This is a genomic window from Cryobacterium shii (assembly GCF_004402595.1).
In the GTDB taxonomy this organism is placed as follows: domain Bacteria; phylum Actinomycetota; class Actinomycetes; order Actinomycetales; family Microbacteriaceae; genus Cryobacterium; species Cryobacterium shii.
In genome coordinates this window covers 44,685-59,241 of record NZ_SOFY01000056.1, presented here as the reverse complement: position 1 = coordinate 59,241, position 14,557 = coordinate 44,685, and the positions used below count along the sequence as shown (strand labels likewise).

Genomic DNA, 14,557 nt, shown 5'->3' with positions numbered 1-14,557 from the left:
GGGTCCGGCTTACGGGACAGCGGATGAGCCCACGCGTGACGGCAGGATGTCACGCTCATTTAGCTGCTGGTGGCGCCGGGGAGACGTACAGACGATCTTGTACTTGTGCCTACTGGTCACACGTCGGTCACCCTCGAAGAGCGGCAAGCACGCGCCGAAAGTAGCTGCGCGATCGTGCAGGCTTTCGATGCCGAGACGCACACGACCTGGAGATCGAGGTACGGCATGACTCAGTCACGTGGCCATGCTGGGCTATGGCAAGTACTTGGGGCAATCCTGTCGTTCCTCGCCAAGGGCCTCGGTGCCGGGCTGTCCTCGATCGCCACCATGACTTTCGGAGGCCGAGCTGCGCCAGGCGACCTGCCAACATCGCCGCCGCCCAAAGAGCATCGACCGTAAACGACCAACACCGCCTCAGCGAATTCGGCTAATGACCCAGACCGAGGAACTTCGGCAGCTGGCTGGCGTCCTGGACCTTCGTCCTGCGCGCCCCCAGAGCTGATCAATTCAGCCTCAATCCGTTAGAAACCACGCCACGGAGTACTACTCGACCCGAGGCAAGCCTCGACGAACCGACAGCGGCGATGATTGACTGATCAAGTGGAAAACGATGAACTGAATCCGGTCAAGGTGTTCATGTGCGAGGTCCCCAGCGACTCGCTCCCGGCTGACATGCACCAGGAGATGGCCGTCAGTCTGGTCTGGGAGGATCGTGCTCGGGTCGCGCTTCAGGTGAACCTCGCACCGGACGTCATCGCACTGCTCGTTCATGATTCCGAGGCGACAGTAAGACACATGCTCTACAACCTCCACAGAAACATCCCCTCGGACCTCCTGGAAGCGGTGCTCGATCAACATCCCGAGGATGCTCCCAAGATCGCCTTCCAGATCAACGCACCACTCACCGCACTGCGATTGAAGCCTTTCAACTTTGCCTCCCCCAACGACATTGACCGGTATCTCACCGGGACCGGAGCCGACACAGACCGAGCACGCGTATTTCGTTCCATCCCCAAGACGTCCGACAACGGATCCCTCACACTGGACGCCCTGATGCAAACCATCTCCCGCTGAGGGTTCCCAAACGCCACTCCCCCGAAACTCCGGGACCTCGGCAACTTGGCGCCGTATCTGAGTCCGTCGAGGTCCGGGTTACGGGCGACGGCGCTAATGAAGGGCCCGGGCATCGCACAGACTCCGATCGATACCGAGTTTGCGCGCCGTGCGCGCATATGCTCGAGGCATGGTCAAGCGGTATTGGCGTGTCGCGGTCATTGGGCTGGGGGTCGGCTTTCTCTTGGGTGCTGCGCTCTTCGGCATAACGGCCGTCTCTGGGAACCCGGATTGGCGTGGTTACCTAACTGTTGAGGATGTCCTGAGATCGACGGTCTCGTACGGGTTGATCGGATTGCTCGTCGCGGCGGCAGCCGTCGTCGGAGGTTGGGCCTCCGTAGCGCTATTCGACCGGCGGTTTGAGAGACGGCCAAGCATGCGCGTTTCGTTGGCCGCCGCAGGGGCAGCCGCAGGAACCATGCTGCTGGGATCCCTTGCAGGAATAGTGGATTCGGTGCAAGGATCCGCCTCCTGGCTGGTGATCATCGTCGGGATTACTTTCGTGCTGGAGGTCGTGGCGGCGATTGCTGCCGCGGTATTGGTTTCCTATGCGGAGAGGCACGCTTCAAGCAGTTCCGTGAAAGCGGTCTCGCCGGCTCCAGATGGCCGGTGGATTAGTTTCTAGCTGAGACCTTGAGCTGCAGGACAATTGATGTCCCGTGGGATGCAAGGCTTGCGGATCAGGCGCGGCTCTACGCCCCTCAACGTTCCCCTTCCGGCCGTGGAGTCCTACAGCTATAGAGTCTGAACGTGATCATCTGGCTCAACGGACCGTTCGGCGGCGGCAAGACGACTGTCGCTCAAGAACTTTGCGAACGTGATGAGTCCTTCGTTCTCTTCGATACCGAGGCAGTCGGGCAGATGCTGCGTCACGCGCTCGACGTCAGGCGTCCGGTCAATGACTTTCAGGACTGGCCGGCCTGGCGCACCCTGGTCGTCGCCACTGCAATCGAGTTGGTGGCTGACCTTGAGTGCGATCTCGTGATCCCACAATCCGTGTTGGCTCACGCCTACTGGAACGAGCTGACCACCGGATTCGCTTCCGCGGAATTGGCAATGCGCGCATTCACCCTCACGGTTCACCCCGAGGAACACGAACGACGAATCCTTCAGGACCTGAATGAGCCCGACGCGGCGGACTGGCGTCTCTCAAGAATCCCGGACTTTCAGAAAGCCCTGCCTTGGCTTGACGAAGAAACCACAGCCATCGACACAACCAGTCGCACACCAGCCGAAGTTGCATCCTTCATCCTCGGGGAGTTAGCCACCACGCGACCTTGAGGCGGAGGAACCAGCCAAGTCGGTCGCTCAGGGGTTCCCCTTGGATAGACATCGGATCGCCACGGCGCCGGCAGTGCGGCATGCCAGCATGGAGGATGACTTTCTTGCGACGCTCCGTTCAGAGTGAGGGTGTCACGATCAGCTATCTTGATTCGGGTCGCGTGGGGTCGGCGGTTGTTATCCTTCACGGACTCGCTGGCAGCGCCACCGAATTCACTCCCACTGCCGAATCGCTTTCCGATTTTCGGGTGCTCCTCGTCGACCAACGTGGGCATGGGCACAGTACCCGCGTTCCCGCAGACTCCTCCCGCGCTGCCTTCGTCGCCGACGTCGTGCGAGTCATCGAGGCGGAGGTCGACGGTGCTGTGGCGCTAGTGGGTCAGTCGATGGGCGCTCATACGGCGATGATGGTAGCCGCTGCTCGCCCGGACCTCGTGGAACGCCTCGTTTTACTCGAAAGCGGAGCGGGATCAAGCAACCCGGCCGAGAACGCCACGATGGGCGACCATCTTCGATCGTGGCCGCTTCCGTTCGTCGACAAGACCGCCGCGCGCGAGTACTTGGGCAATGGGCCGCTCGAGCAAGCATGGATTGCCGACTTGGAGCCTCTACACGACGGCCTCTACCCTCGGTTCGATCCAGAAGTGATGGTCCAAACCCTCGACGCGGTTGCAGTCCAGAGATGGAAGGAATGGGAGAGCGTCTCGGCCCCGGTGCTTGTCGTCTTCGCCAGCGGTGGCATTTTTAGCGAGGAAGACAAGGCAGAGTTCGTGCGCCGGGGCCAACGAGCCCAGCTCATCGAGATCCCTGATGCCTCCCATGATGCGCATCTGGACGCGTTCGACCGATGGATTGAGATCCTGCATGCGTTCCTACGCCAGGATCAGCCACGCTGAGATTAAGCCCGTCACGGGTTTGTATCCCGGAACGAAATCAAGCGGCCGAGCCGGGAAAACGACGCAATTACTGGAGGGAGAATTCCCGCGTGGCCAAGGAGTGCCGAAGGCCCACACGCACGGCAGGCCATTCACTGGCTGTAATAGAGAAAATGACGGTGTCGCGGAGTGCGCCGTCCGGTCCAACTGAGTGACTGCGCAGCACTCCATCTTCCTTTGCGCCCAAAGCGGCTATTGCCTGTCGTGATTGGCGGTTGTGCCAGTGAGTGCGAAACTCGACGGCAATGCACTCCAAAACGTCGAAGGCGTGCGTCAGTTGGAGGAGCTTGGCCTCTCGGTTCGCGCCCGTACCTTGAGCGCTTCTCGCCAGCCAGGTAGAGCCGATTTCTAATCGCGGCGCATCGGTACTCGGGTTCATAAAGGTCGTCATGCCAACGATCCGCCCGGTTGATTCAAGCCGAGTGGCCCACGGCAGCATCTTTCCCTGCTCGTGGAGACTGAGTCGGCGCTCAACTTCCGCGGTCATCGACTCGGGGTGCGGGATTGAGGTGTACCACGCACGCCAGAGTTCGCCTTCGTTGGCAGCGTCACGGAGCTCGGCTACGTGATCGAATGACAGGGGCTCAAGGGTTACGCGCGATCCTGAGAGCGTGGGCGATTCAAAGAGGTCCATGGTCCGACACTATGGCACCCGGAAAGCTAGGGCGTTTCGGTCGGTATGCGCAGCAACACTGAACCCGGAGGAGGTTCCCAAACGTCACTCCCCCGAGACTTCGGAACTTCGGCGAATTTGCGCCGGATGTGCGCCCCAAAACGTCGAGTTCGCGCCACCCTTCATCAAGCTACTCTCGGAGTCATGTTGAAGACATTTGTTCGACAAGCGAGGGCCGACGATCTGGAACTTCTTGAAGCGATCGAGAATGAAGCTGACGCGCTGTTCGCGACCGTGTTCTCGATAGACGGGTGGCGGCCTGCTCCGTCTTATTCGAAGCCATCACAGCAGAATGGCTTCATCCTCGTAGCCAGCGACAGGCCAGGATCGGATGCGATCGGGTTTGCCCACGTCCTCGAAGTCCGTGGCAGCGGTCATTTGGAGCAGCTATCGGTCAGGCCGTCAGCGGCGCACCGCGGGCATGGGCGTGCGCTCGTCGAAGCAGTCAAGAGCGAATCAAGACTGCGCGGACGCAAACGGGTCACCCTGCGAACGTTCGCGGACGTTCCGTGGAACGCTCCCTTCTACTTGAGCTGTGGCTTCATCGAGCGTGATCCCGATTCTGGTTTTTTTCGAGATCTGCTAGTGACAGAGCAACAGCGAGGACTCGGATACGGCCGGCGTGTTCAAATGAACTTCGACCTGACTGATGAGTTACCCCGATAACCGTTTCCCGGGGAGAGACGATTCGTTTCGCACCGAGATCGAGGGCCCATCGGTCTCAGACAGTCCCCACAGATAGGTTGGTTGCATGTTGACTGATTCAGTGCGACGCGCATACGGGGCAAGAGCTGGCGAGTACACGGAAGCACTCGGAACGCTCACTGCGATGCCGCCAGAAGATCAGAAACTGATCTCTGTCTGGGCTCGCCATATCGGCGGCCCAATGATCGACGCCGGATGCGGCCCCGGCCATTGGACAAAGCTTCTGCACGATCACGGTGTGGCCGTCGACGGTATTGACATGGTGAATGAGTTCATCGAAAGCGCCTCTGCCCGATTCCCTGAGGTTCCATTTCGAGTGGCAACGCTCGAAGCTCTACCAGCCGTCGACGGCACACTCGCCGCGGTGCTCTCTTGGTACTCGATCATCCACACCCCGCCCCATGATGTGCCGGCGGTCCTCAACGAGTTCGCCCGCTGCATCCGGCCTGACGGAACACTGCTTCTCGGATTCTTCGAAGGTGAACAGATCGAAGCGTTCGATCATGCAATCGTCACGGCCTACTACTGGCCGGTTTGGGTGATGCATGATGAGCTGGCTGCTGCTGGCTTCGACATAGTCGAAACGCACACAAGAGCCGATCCTGGCCAGCGGCCGCATGCGGCGATTATCGCCCGCCGCCGCAATTAGCTTGCCCGGTGAGGGTTGGTAGATCGCGGCTCATTCGGCGTGGCCGACGGCTTCGGCCGCTTTGATGAACGCACACCACTGGGAATGCAATGCCTCCCGTTGCGCACGCCCAGTGGCGGTCAGTTCGTAGACCTTGCGCGCGGGACCCGACTCGCTTTGTTCCCACTGGGCGACGATTGCTCCCTCATTCTCGAGACGCACGAGCGCGGGGTATAGCTGAGCGCCCTTGATCGGCTGGAGTCCTGCTGAAACGAGGGACTGAGATATGCCGTACCCGTGGCATGGCGCGACCGTGAGCACGCTGAGGATGAGCATCGGCAGTGATGCCCGCTGCCATGCGTCGGTACTCACTGTTCCTTCGCCCACGGTCGATCGGCCCAGCCGACTCCCGGGGTGACGAGGGCACTAAGCAGGAGAAAGATCACGACCGGGATTGTCAGAACTCCCCAGCTCTGCATCGTGAAGATCAGTGTGGCGATAACGAGCGGCGTGACTGTGCCAGCGAGGGTGGACACCCACCAGCGTCGTGCACGCGCAGTCCGATCCGCCTCGGCAAGCTCGCGAGCCAGTCCCAGCGGGTGACCGTATTCCGCGTAGGCCGACGCGCCCCCGGCTCCCAACGACTGCTTGATCTCCGCGACGTGGCCCCGGGCAGTAGCCGCGGGCACGAGCCGAGCCCGAAGGCCACCCCGGAAGCGTGACAGCCATTCGGTGTCGTCCCAGCTCTCGCGAAGGGTCTGCTGCGGCATCCGGATCGAGACTCCGAGTGTGACGACGCCCGGGGCGAGCAGTGCAAGACCCAAGGGGAGAACGGGCACATCGCTGGCCACAATGTGGCCGGGTCCCAATGTTGCGGCCGAGGCAATGCCCGCAAGGGCGACAGCTCCGGCCGTGACGAGCGTTCCAGCCACCGCGACCGAACGCCCGGCGGAGAAAAATGCTCGAGAGACGACCCAGCCTACGAAAGCGACAACCACGCTTGCCGCGACCATGATGTGCGCGATGTTGAGGTCAACGGACCAGCCGCCGCGTAAGACCATGAGCACGATCGAGACACCGCCCATCCCCACCAGAGTGCCGCCCACTTCCCGGAGTGCCGGCCGCAGCCCACCGCCTTTGGATGTCCGCACCGCCTCATCCACAGTCGCGAGCTCGGCGGCATCCTCCTCCGCGAGTGTGTGAGCGTCGCCGAAGATCTCGGCCGCAGACAGTCCGGCTTCGCGGACCGCATGGAGCAACTCCTGCTCCCGTTCCTCGCGAGCGGTCACCGATACGCACTTGGTTGCCATCGATGCCCGGTAGCGCGCCACCCACTTCTGGTCCCTCGTCGGCCACGTCTTTGTATCCGCCATGATTCTCATCCTCTATCTAGGTCGAAAATGTATCTAGATAGAACCACATCCGGACCCGCTCTGCAACCGCGGCGGTGTTCTGACGACGCACGAGAAAAAGTCTGCCCCGGAAAGGGTTCCGAGTGCGGATTGCTTTCTCGGGTCTTGGCAGTCCAAGGCAGTCTCGGCTAGATTATCGACAATCGTTAAGTAGCCATGGGGGCACTATGCAGACATCGACTTCAAATCGACAAGCACGAACCCTGGTAGCCGTGCAGGTCGCGGCAGGTATCTACGCGACGGGCGCCTTCGTTTTCGCCGCTTTCATGCTTTTTGCTGTGCTCAGCTCGGGACTGGCCGGCGGCGGTTCAGCCATCGCCCTGCCGGTTGGCGCCAGCCCGGCGACACAGCTTTCAACCCTTGACGCCAATCCGCGGTCGCCCGATGCGCATTTCACCGAGGTCGAGTTCACCGCCCAGGATCTCAGCCTCAGCACTTCGCTGCTCTACTACGCGCCGAGGGCGCTCACCCCTCTTGCGCAGGGAGTCGTGGCCCTGGCCATCATGGTGCTCGCCCGAAATGTTCGCAGCGGACAGCCCTTCGCCGGGCCCGTCATTTCAGGAATGACGATTTCCGCCCTGACTATCGCCATCATTGGGAGCGCGAATCAACTGCTCGTTAATTTCGGCACGAGCCAGGCCCGATGGGAGCTGCTGTCTGACACGCCCTTTCTGGCCGGCTGGTTAGGTGCGCCTGCGTTCGATTGGACGCCCGTCTTTGTCGGTCTGACCCTGGGCATCATCGCCAGCGTCTTCCGCGCCGGCGCCAGCCTGCAGCGCGAGACAGAAGGATTGGTCTAGCCGGGATGGCGGACGAGTTATCCAGTAGCATCCATTGCCGGCTTGACGAACTGTTGGAGGAGCGCCAGATGACGCTCACCCGGCTGAGTGAACTGGTCGGGCTAAGTATCGTGAACCTGTCGGTCCTGAAAAATGATCGTGCACGCGCAATTCGCTTCTCCACGCTTCAAGCGATCTGCGTCGCGCTCGACTGCGAGGTCGGCCAACTGCTCGTGAAAGTTCCCGACCAGGCTGATAGCTAGGCAAAATGGCCCGGAGGGGGTTCCACTTACGGGTGTCCATCTCGGCGCCGCCCTGCGGTGACGCCAACCAGCGATAGCGAAGAAAAGGCTCAGTCGAGCTTCTTGAGCATCTTCACCGAGGTTGTCTCGTAACCGAGGGAATCGTAAAGTCCCCTTGCGCCGATGTTGAATCCGAAGACGCTGAGGCCGAGAGAGCGCGCACCGTGCAAGCGGGCATATTCCTCGCCGAGCAGCATCGTTGTTCTCCCATGACCCTGGCCCCGCTGGTCAGCGTTGATGAAAACGTCCCAGACCCACCACGCCCCCGGATCGGTGGTGACATCCTGCCCGATCCACAGATATCCCACTGCCGTACCAACCTCGTTCATAACGTGAAAGACCTCATTGCCGGGGCTCTGAGTACCCTCCGGAAACGAACGAGCCATGCTCTCGACCGCTATGCGCCGAGCTTCGTCGTGTGATCGACCCTGGACAAATAAATCACCGACGTACTCCGCGCAGCTTTGCTCAATCCACGTCGGGAAATCGCTGGCGAGGATTCGCTGAAGGGTTAAGGTCACCTCTCAATTCTTCCAGGCCGAGCCGTCGGGTTTCACCGACGGATTCCAGCGCAGAGCGGGGACGGGCCGGAGGGCATGAACTATTCGATAAGGCCCTGGCCTAGATCTGTCACTCTTAGCGTTCCGCTTCCGGTTGGTGGAAGCGCCGAACTATCGGGGCTCAGGTTGTCAGCGTGGATGGGCGAGCGTTCGGGGCATTCAGTTCGCGGCCATCACGACCGGACGCCGCTCCATTTCCCGCCAGGCTCCTCCGGCCAGTGGGCTTAGTGTGACGAGCGTGTAGACGACTGCGACGATTCCGAAGGCGAGCGACAGGCCGATCGTGTCGGCGGCGATGCCGCCGAGCAGGGCGCCGAACGGCACACCCGCCCACGCACCGGCGTTGATCAGGCCGAACACCCGGCCGCGCATGTGTTCGGGAACGCGTTCGAGTTCCACCGTGCCGAGTATCGGGTTGATCGCCCCAGCCGCCAGGCCGGAGAGCGCGGTCATTGCGACTAGCACGGGAAGCGGTGCACCGACGGCGAAGGCAGCGCTCGACGGGCCGCCGGCCAGGGCGAAGCAAACCGCCAGGGTCACACGGCGGGGCACCCGGTGAGCGACGAAGCCGAAGGCCACGTTGCCCACTAGGGCGCATCCGCCCATGACCGCCACCAGCAGGCCGAGAGCGGCCGCGCCTCCCAGACGATCATTCGCGTAGAGGGGCATCAGGGTCGCGCCGCGGGCGGCGTCGAGCAGATTCGTGACCAGGACGAGGCCGACGACCAACCGCATCAGCGGGTCGTGGATGACGAAGCGGAAGCCTTCGGCCAGGTCGGCCCAATAGGAGGTACGGGGAGTGTCAACGCTGTCGCCGCTCAGCCTGACGGTGGCAGGGACGGCTGCCACGAACGTCCAGGTCAGCAGTGCTGAGACCGCGAACGTTGCCGCGTTGACGAAGAGGGCTGCGATCGGCCCCAGGAGCGCGACGAGCAGGCCGGTGATCGAGGCGCCGATCAGCTTGGCGAAGCGCTCAGAGCCATCCAACAGCCCGACACTCTGCTCGATCCGCACGCCGGCCCTTACGGTCAACCCGGGCAGCATGACGCGCCGCGCAGTCTGCCCGGGGGTGTCGAGCAGACCACCCGCGAATACCAGGATGAGCAGGGCCCAGAATGGCAGCCCGACGGACAGCGCCAGTACCGGCATGGCCAGCACGGTGGCACCACTCACGAGGTCCGCAACGATCGCCGCTCTGCGGTGACCAACCCGGTCCACGACAACCCCGCCGAGCGCCCCGCCGACCACAACCGGGGCGGTAGCGAAGAATGCCGCTATTCCCACCTCGACGCCCGACCCGCCGAGACCGAGGACATAGAAGGGGATGGCGAAGGCCGTGATCACGTTGCCCGTTTGCGAGATCGCGTGCGCAGCCAGCAGGGCCGAGAGGGCACCGGCTGCGCGGCGGTCGCGAGGCAGCGCCTCCCCCATCTTCTTTCTCATCGGCGGTCTGACTCAGGGGCGGCGATAGGCCTGGTAGACCAGCACCACAGGCTCGGCGCCATCGGCCGTCGCCGGGTCGTGAGCGGCGCTCGCGTCGACCCACCGGGTGACCAAGGCTTCGAGCTCGGTACGCATGGTGCCCAGTTCTTCGACCGTTAGACGCAGGCTGCGGTCCCCGCTCGCGCCCGCCGCGACCCACTCGCGGGGCAGGGCAGGCGTCGCGTCGATGTAGTCGGTGAACCGGGCGGCGTAGGCCTGGGCAATCGACTTCTGCAGAACGGATGACGCCGCGAGTTTGTCGGGGTCGTCGAGCAGATCGGCGGGCTCCCAGCTGGTCAGCAGGGTCGTGGCCTTCCACCAGCGTTCGCGGTGGTCAGTGCTCTGGGCCTCGGCGGGCTCGATCAGGGCAATGGAGGCAAGCTTGCCGAGGTGGTAGCTGATGGTACCGGGAGCCTCATCGACGACGTCGCCAAGCTGGGCAGCGGTCAACGGGCCGCGTTCGCGCAGCAGGCCGAGCAGACGCAGCCGGGTCGGATGCGCGAGGACCCGCATGGAGGCGGCCGAGCTGAGCGTGGTGCGTGAGGAGTCGCGGGGGGTCATACTGCTGACCCTATAAGAACAACAGTTATTGCGCAATGACTATTGCGCGATAACTCGAGCGTCCTTTCGCTCCTAAGCTGAGCCCATGGTCAACGAGGCGGAACATGAGGGCCGGGCTCTTCGGGTCGAAGGTTTGGTGAACGCACGCGATCTCGGTGGCCTCCCCCGTCAAAATGGAGCACTGACTCCCAGAAACGTTTTCTTCCGTTCCGAGAATGTTGACTGGGTTACCCCGGCGGGGTGGGGCCAAGTGCATGAAGCCGGCATCCGCACCATCGTCGACCTCCGCCAGGCAGGAGAACGGGCGCGGGACACCCAGCCGTGGACCGAGTGGCTGACTACTCTCCCAGTCGATCTGGACGGCCTCGATGATGCCGTTTTCTGGAAGGACTTCTGGAGCAATGGGCTCAGCGGCACGGCCCTGTACTTCTTGCCGCATCTTGAGGCGATGCCCGAGCGTAGCGTCGCTGTCCTGTCCGCGTTGGCCAGCGCGCCAGAAGGCGGCGTTCTCTTTCATTGCATGGGCGGACGAGATAGATCCGGACTCATCGCGATGCTGCTCCTCGCTGCCATTGACACGGAACCGGACGCCATCGTCGACGATTATCTTGAAACAGTCAGACTGGCCGATCTTCGAGCGGCAACATCGAATCGGAACAACGCCGAACCCGAGATTGAGGCGCTGTGTCAGACCTACGGCACGACAACAGAGGGAGCATTTCGCTCCGCACTTCTCGGCCTCGACTTGGTCGCGCTCCTCGAATCCCCGGGGCTCAACGAAGCCAACAGGGCTGCGGCACGAGTTGGCGAAGCAACGTGTAACCGGGTACCCAAAATGACGCACTGAGGGTTCCCCAATGGCATCCCGGGTGAAGCGCCGAGCCTATGCGACCACGGTCAAGGGGCCCTCATCAGGGGTGGGAACCTCAAAGTGATCGAAGTAAGCGGCCGCCAGATCATCGGGCAGTTGGACGTCATTCGGCTCCTGCCCCGCCCGCGCGCGGACACGAGCCAAGGCCACCTTTCGCGGAGTCGCCAGATAGATCGTCTCCGGCTCGACTCCCAGCGGCCGGAGGATGGCGCGGTAGTCCTCGCGCATGCGTCGGGAACAGAAGGAGTAGTCCAGCACCACATCGGTCTGTTTCATCACAAGGTCGAGAAGTCTCTGGCGCAGGTGGCTTTCAATCTCGAGCCGGACTTTCTCGGCCAAGGGTTGGGATTGAATACCCCGCAGCCAGGCTTCCTCGTCGAAGGACAGCCGCGCCATGCCGCCAGACTCAAGCTCGCGTGCAACCGTGGACTTGCCTGAACCGGCTGGGCCACACATGAAGACAACACGGGTCATGCCGACGATCCTATTCCGCCCAACCCATCAGGATTTCCTTAATGAGCCTGGATTTGTGACGAGGTGTCAAACAGTGCTGAGATCGCCCAACGCGGCTTCGAGATTCCGGTCGACTCCGTGGGCGAGCATCCGCTGGTATGTCACATCGCCATCAGCCGCCACTGAGCGGATGATGTCGAGTTGCCTCTGTACTCGTTGACGGATGAGCTCCAGAACATCGTTGGCAGTACCATCCCACTTGTAGGCCCGAAGGAAGGACTCGAGGCGTGCCCGACGCTCGCCGAAGGCAGTGAATCCTTCCTCCAGCACGAGCTGTCGAGCGTGGAGCGGCACCCAGGAGAATGCGACCCAGGCAAGGTCCCCGGCGTACGTGGTCGGGCCGGCCATGTCCCAGTCCACAAAACCCACCAGTCCGTCTTCATCCCAGACTGAGTTGTAGGGCGCCGCGTCGTTGTGACCGATGATCAGGCCAGGCTCCCAGACTTGGCCCTCGCGCCACATCGAGCCTGCGGGCGGGACGAAGTCGGCGACCGCCGAGTGGTAGCGCCTGAGCCAGTCGCCGACGTCCAGGAGCGCCTCTTCGCTGTGCGTCCACTGCGGCCACGGGCGGACGTTACCCACGGTCCTACCCTCGAGAAAGCTAACGACAGTCCGACCCTGTGCGTCGGTCCCAAGCGGGCGCGGTGCCCCGATAAACCCTTTGTCGGCCAAATGTTGCAAGAGGGCGTTCACGGCCGGGGTCCACGGGCCAGGAACCCGGCGCACGGTTCCATCTATTAGAAGCGCGCCGCCATCGAATCCGCCATCCAGCTTTTCACTCACGTCGCCAAGCTTCGCATGACGCTGCATGCATCCCAGTCCCGCAGGGGGTTCCGCAAAGGATCAGAGGTCTAAAGCCTTCAGCAGGGCGCCTCAGGATCAAGAGTTCGCGTTGTCGAGGTGCTCGAAGCCAACTGCAATCTTCCTCAACGCACGAACGTGGTCGTCGAACGCGCTTCTACCTGTTGCGGTGAGGCGAAGCCAGGTGATGCGGCGGGAGTCGTCGCGCGATGCTGACGTCTTCTTGGTGACGCTGACGAAGCCGGCGTCAATGAGTGCCTTCGATTGCTTCGAGAGCGTGGCGTCGCTGACGCCGAGCGTGTCGCGGAGTACGGCGAAGTCCAGCTCATCGACCGAGCGGAGGAGTCCGCATATCCGCAATCGCAGGGGTGCATGAATGATCTCGTTGAAAATACCATCAGCGGACATGGCGAAGACGCTCTCGCATCGACGAGAAGATCAGGCTCGCGAGCCAGAAGACCCATACAAAGGCCACGACTGCCGGAACCGCAATCCACCAGATCAAGCCTGTGGCGGCGAGCCCCAGGGAGACGCTGAAGAGGGCGAGCGTGCCCACCACTGCGGCGGCGAATGCCGCCCACGCCTGCACCCCAAACCGCGTGAATTTGATGCCTGTGACCCGGTACGACAGGGCCACCAACAGAATTCCGGCAACAAGAGCCGTGCTCAGTACGAAGTCCCCGGCGCCTTCACCGGGGAACGCGGGTGTCATCACGTAGCTGGCTGCGATGAGTCCGAATCCAGGTGCGAGCCATTTCGGGGCCCGGACCCTCTCAACAAGACGGGCCCGGTCAGCTTGGAGTTCCTCAAGGAGCCCGGATACGACTCGGGCGTCATCTGGCCCTTTCGGCGTCAAGTTGTTTTCCATAACGGTAAGTCTATCAAGTCATTTTCCGCAACTGCAAGTGACTTGGGCTAGACAGTGCCAAGGGTCCTCGACTGAATCCGTTACCCGCCCGTCGGCGCGATGGGGGTCTGGGCAGAGCGTGCCGAGTTGGCGATTTCTTGGAGTGCCGCGAGGTGCTGATCAAAAGCCTGTCGCCCACGACTGGTGAGAGACACATTCGTCCGCCGGCGGAAGTCACTCCGGTCAGGTGATGAGTGTTTGGAGGTGGTGATGTAGCCGAGCTCCACGAGATTCCGGATGGTTTTGGAGAGGTTCGCTTCGCTGACTCCGAGGGCAGAGGTCAGGGTGGCGAATTCAGCGGAGTCGACGGGCCGGAGCATGGCGCACAGCCGCAGCCGAGTCGGCGCATGGATTGACTCGTCGAAGTGCGCGTCAGAGCCCACGTCGGAGCTCCGCGCCATAGATCCGGTCGTAGAACAGGCCGCTTGGAAACATCGTGAGGAAGCCGAAGGTGGCCGTGGCCACGATCCACGCGTGCTGTCCAGCGACAGTGAGCAGGGCGGAGACGAAGAGCATGACCAGCACCAGAACTCCGATACCGATCAGGACGAGCAAGCTTCGGGGGCCAGGGATACGGTTCGTGGAAAGTCCTGTGCTCTTCCTGTGCGCGACTTCCAGGAACACGATCACGGCGCAAGCGCCAGCGATGACAGTGGCTCTCCAAACCGGACTATTGATGGCCGGGGAGCCAACGATCGCAGCAGTCACGAGCCCGAGCACCGGGTAGTACCAAGCAGGAGCTTGAGTTCGGCTAGCCAGCTTCTGCCGATCGGCAACTATTGCGTCAAGGGAGGCTTGCGCCACAGCCGGAGTCTCGTGCTCGATCGAATTACTTTCCATGCAGTTGAGCATTTCACTTAACCACAAGTTAAGCAACAAGCGAGGGGGCACCGGCTATGGGAGGACTTGGCAGTCGGAAGAGCAACTGCTGCCTGCGAACGTCCGCCTGTAGCTTCCCTGTGACGATGAACCGACCCGCGAGGAAACTCGGCACAGCATAAGTCGACGTTCACTGATAATCGCCCGCTGAGGGT

Annotated in this window: 21 protein-coding genes; 9 read left to right on the top strand and 12 right to left on the bottom strand. The window is 62.2% G+C overall.

The window, feature by feature from the left end; genetic code table 11:
- Positions 1-600 precede the first annotated feature (600 nt).
- The 4 genes from E3O49_RS10410 (at position 601) to E3O49_RS10395 (ending at position 3,290) form a co-directional block, all read left to right on the top strand.
- Positions 601-1,074, top strand: coding sequence for a hypothetical protein (locus tag E3O49_RS10410; RefSeq protein WP_134451513.1), 474 nt, complete (start codon positions 601-603; stop codon positions 1,072-1,074).
- 169 nt (positions 1,075-1,243) lie between these two features.
- Positions 1,244-1,738, top strand: a complete 495-nt coding sequence (locus E3O49_RS10405; protein WP_134451511.1) for a hypothetical protein — start codon at positions 1,244-1,246, stop codon at positions 1,736-1,738.
- 125 nt (positions 1,739-1,863) lie between these two features.
- Positions 1,864-2,394, top strand: coding sequence for an AAA family ATPase (locus E3O49_RS10400; RefSeq protein WP_160141082.1), 531 nt, complete (start codon positions 1,864-1,866; stop codon positions 2,392-2,394).
- Positions 2,395-2,489: 95 nt separating this feature from the next.
- Positions 2,490-3,290, top strand: a complete 801-nt coding sequence (locus tag E3O49_RS10395) for an alpha/beta fold hydrolase (protein ID WP_134451508.1) — start codon at positions 2,490-2,492, stop codon at positions 3,288-3,290.
- 67 nt (positions 3,291-3,357) lie between these two features.
- Here the strand turns inward: E3O49_RS10395 and E3O49_RS10390 are convergent, their stop codons facing one another.
- On the bottom strand, positions 3,358-3,963 hold the full coding sequence (locus tag E3O49_RS10390; RefSeq protein WP_134451506.1) for a GNAT family N-acetyltransferase: 606 nt from the start codon (positions 3,961-3,963) through the stop codon (positions 3,358-3,360).
- Positions 3,964-4,146: 183 nt separating this feature from the next.
- Between E3O49_RS10390 and E3O49_RS10385 the strand changes: the two genes are divergently transcribed.
- Together E3O49_RS10385 and E3O49_RS10380 are read left to right on the top strand one after the other, a co-directional pair.
- Positions 4,147-4,668 (top strand): GNAT family N-acetyltransferase, encoded by a 522-nt coding sequence (locus E3O49_RS10385; RefSeq protein WP_134451504.1) that lies wholly within the window; start codon positions 4,147-4,149, stop codon positions 4,666-4,668.
- 85 nt (positions 4,669-4,753) lie between these two features.
- Complete coding sequence (locus tag E3O49_RS10380) at positions 4,754-5,356, top strand: class I SAM-dependent methyltransferase (protein ID WP_134451502.1); 603 nt, start codon at positions 4,754-4,756, stop codon at positions 5,354-5,356.
- 30 nt (positions 5,357-5,386) lie between these two features.
- Here the strand turns inward: E3O49_RS10380 and E3O49_RS10375 are convergent, their stop codons facing one another.
- A complete protein-coding gene (locus tag E3O49_RS10375; RefSeq protein ID WP_134451500.1) occupies positions 5,387-5,707 on the bottom strand; it encodes a PadR family transcriptional regulator in 321 nt (106 codons plus the stop codon).
- On the bottom strand, positions 5,704-6,708 hold the full coding sequence (locus tag E3O49_RS10370) for a hypothetical protein (RefSeq protein WP_244285288.1): 1,005 nt from the start codon (positions 6,706-6,708) through the stop codon (positions 5,704-5,706). Before E3O49_RS10370 ends, E3O49_RS10375 begins: the two co-directional genes overlap by 4 nt.
- A 206-nt stretch (positions 6,709-6,914) precedes the next feature.
- Here E3O49_RS10370 and E3O49_RS10365 point away from each other — a divergent pair, with 206 nt between their 5' ends.
- Together E3O49_RS10365 and E3O49_RS10360 are read left to right on the top strand one after the other, a co-directional pair.
- A complete protein-coding gene (locus E3O49_RS10365) occupies positions 6,915-7,547 on the top strand; it encodes a hypothetical protein (protein ID WP_134451499.1) in 633 nt (210 codons plus the stop codon).
- Between the two features lie 5 nt (positions 7,548-7,552).
- Positions 7,553-7,789 (top strand): helix-turn-helix domain-containing protein, encoded by a 237-nt coding sequence (locus E3O49_RS10360; RefSeq protein ID WP_134451497.1) that lies wholly within the window; start codon positions 7,553-7,555, stop codon positions 7,787-7,789.
- 89 nt (positions 7,790-7,878) lie between these two features.
- Here the strand turns inward: E3O49_RS10360 and E3O49_RS10355 are convergent, their stop codons facing one another.
- From E3O49_RS10355 to E3O49_RS10345, 3 genes are all read right to left on the bottom strand, one after another.
- The gene (locus tag E3O49_RS10355; RefSeq protein WP_134451495.1) at positions 7,879-8,349 is read right to left on the bottom strand and encodes a GNAT family N-acetyltransferase; all 471 of its coding nucleotides are present in this window, start codon (positions 8,347-8,349) and stop codon (positions 7,879-7,881) included.
- Between the two features lie 198 nt (positions 8,350-8,547).
- Positions 8,548-9,831, bottom strand: a complete 1,284-nt coding sequence (locus E3O49_RS10350; RefSeq protein WP_198417483.1) for an MFS transporter — start codon at positions 9,829-9,831, stop codon at positions 8,548-8,550.
- A 12-nt stretch (positions 9,832-9,843) separates the two neighbouring features.
- Entirely contained in the window at positions 9,844-10,431 is a 588-nt protein-coding gene (locus E3O49_RS10345; protein ID WP_134451493.1) for a helix-turn-helix domain-containing protein, read from the bottom strand.
- Between the two features lie 85 nt (positions 10,432-10,516).
- Between E3O49_RS10345 and E3O49_RS10340 the strand changes: the two genes are divergently transcribed.
- Complete coding sequence (locus E3O49_RS10340) at positions 10,517-11,278, top strand: tyrosine-protein phosphatase (protein WP_134451492.1); 762 nt, start codon at positions 10,517-10,519, stop codon at positions 11,276-11,278.
- A 36-nt stretch (positions 11,279-11,314) separates the two neighbouring features.
- Here the strand turns inward: E3O49_RS10340 and E3O49_RS10335 are convergent, their stop codons facing one another.
- The 6 genes from E3O49_RS10335 to E3O49_RS10310 form a co-directional block, all read right to left on the bottom strand.
- The gene (locus tag E3O49_RS10335) at positions 11,315-11,776 is read right to left on the bottom strand and encodes a P-loop nucleotide/nucleoside kinase family protein (RefSeq protein WP_198417482.1); all 462 of its coding nucleotides are present in this window, start codon (positions 11,774-11,776) and stop codon (positions 11,315-11,317) included.
- Between the two features lie 66 nt (positions 11,777-11,842).
- Positions 11,843-12,397 carry a phosphotransferase gene (locus tag E3O49_RS10330; protein ID WP_198417481.1) on the bottom strand — a complete coding sequence of 185 codons (555 nt, stop codon included), beginning with the start codon at positions 12,395-12,397 and terminating at the stop codon, positions 11,843-11,845.
- Positions 12,398-12,694: 297 nt separating this feature from the next.
- Positions 12,695-13,024: a transcriptional regulator gene (locus tag E3O49_RS10325; RefSeq protein WP_134451488.1), complete on the bottom strand. Its 330-nt coding sequence runs from the start codon at positions 13,022-13,024 to the stop codon at positions 12,695-12,697.
- On the bottom strand, positions 13,014-13,484 hold the full coding sequence (locus E3O49_RS10320) for a hypothetical protein (RefSeq protein ID WP_134451486.1): 471 nt from the start codon (positions 13,482-13,484) through the stop codon (positions 13,014-13,016). The genes E3O49_RS10325 and E3O49_RS10320 overlap by 11 nt, the downstream gene beginning before the upstream one ends.
- Before the next feature lie 80 nt (positions 13,485-13,564).
- Positions 13,565-13,924 (bottom strand): transcriptional regulator, encoded by a 360-nt coding sequence (locus E3O49_RS10315; protein ID WP_134451485.1) that lies wholly within the window; start codon positions 13,922-13,924, stop codon positions 13,565-13,567.
- Positions 13,896-14,048, bottom strand: a complete 153-nt coding sequence (locus tag E3O49_RS10310) for a hypothetical protein (protein WP_160141081.1) — start codon at positions 14,046-14,048, stop codon at positions 13,896-13,898. Before E3O49_RS10310 ends, E3O49_RS10315 begins: the two co-directional genes overlap by 29 nt.
- Positions 14,049-14,557 lie beyond the last annotated feature (509 nt).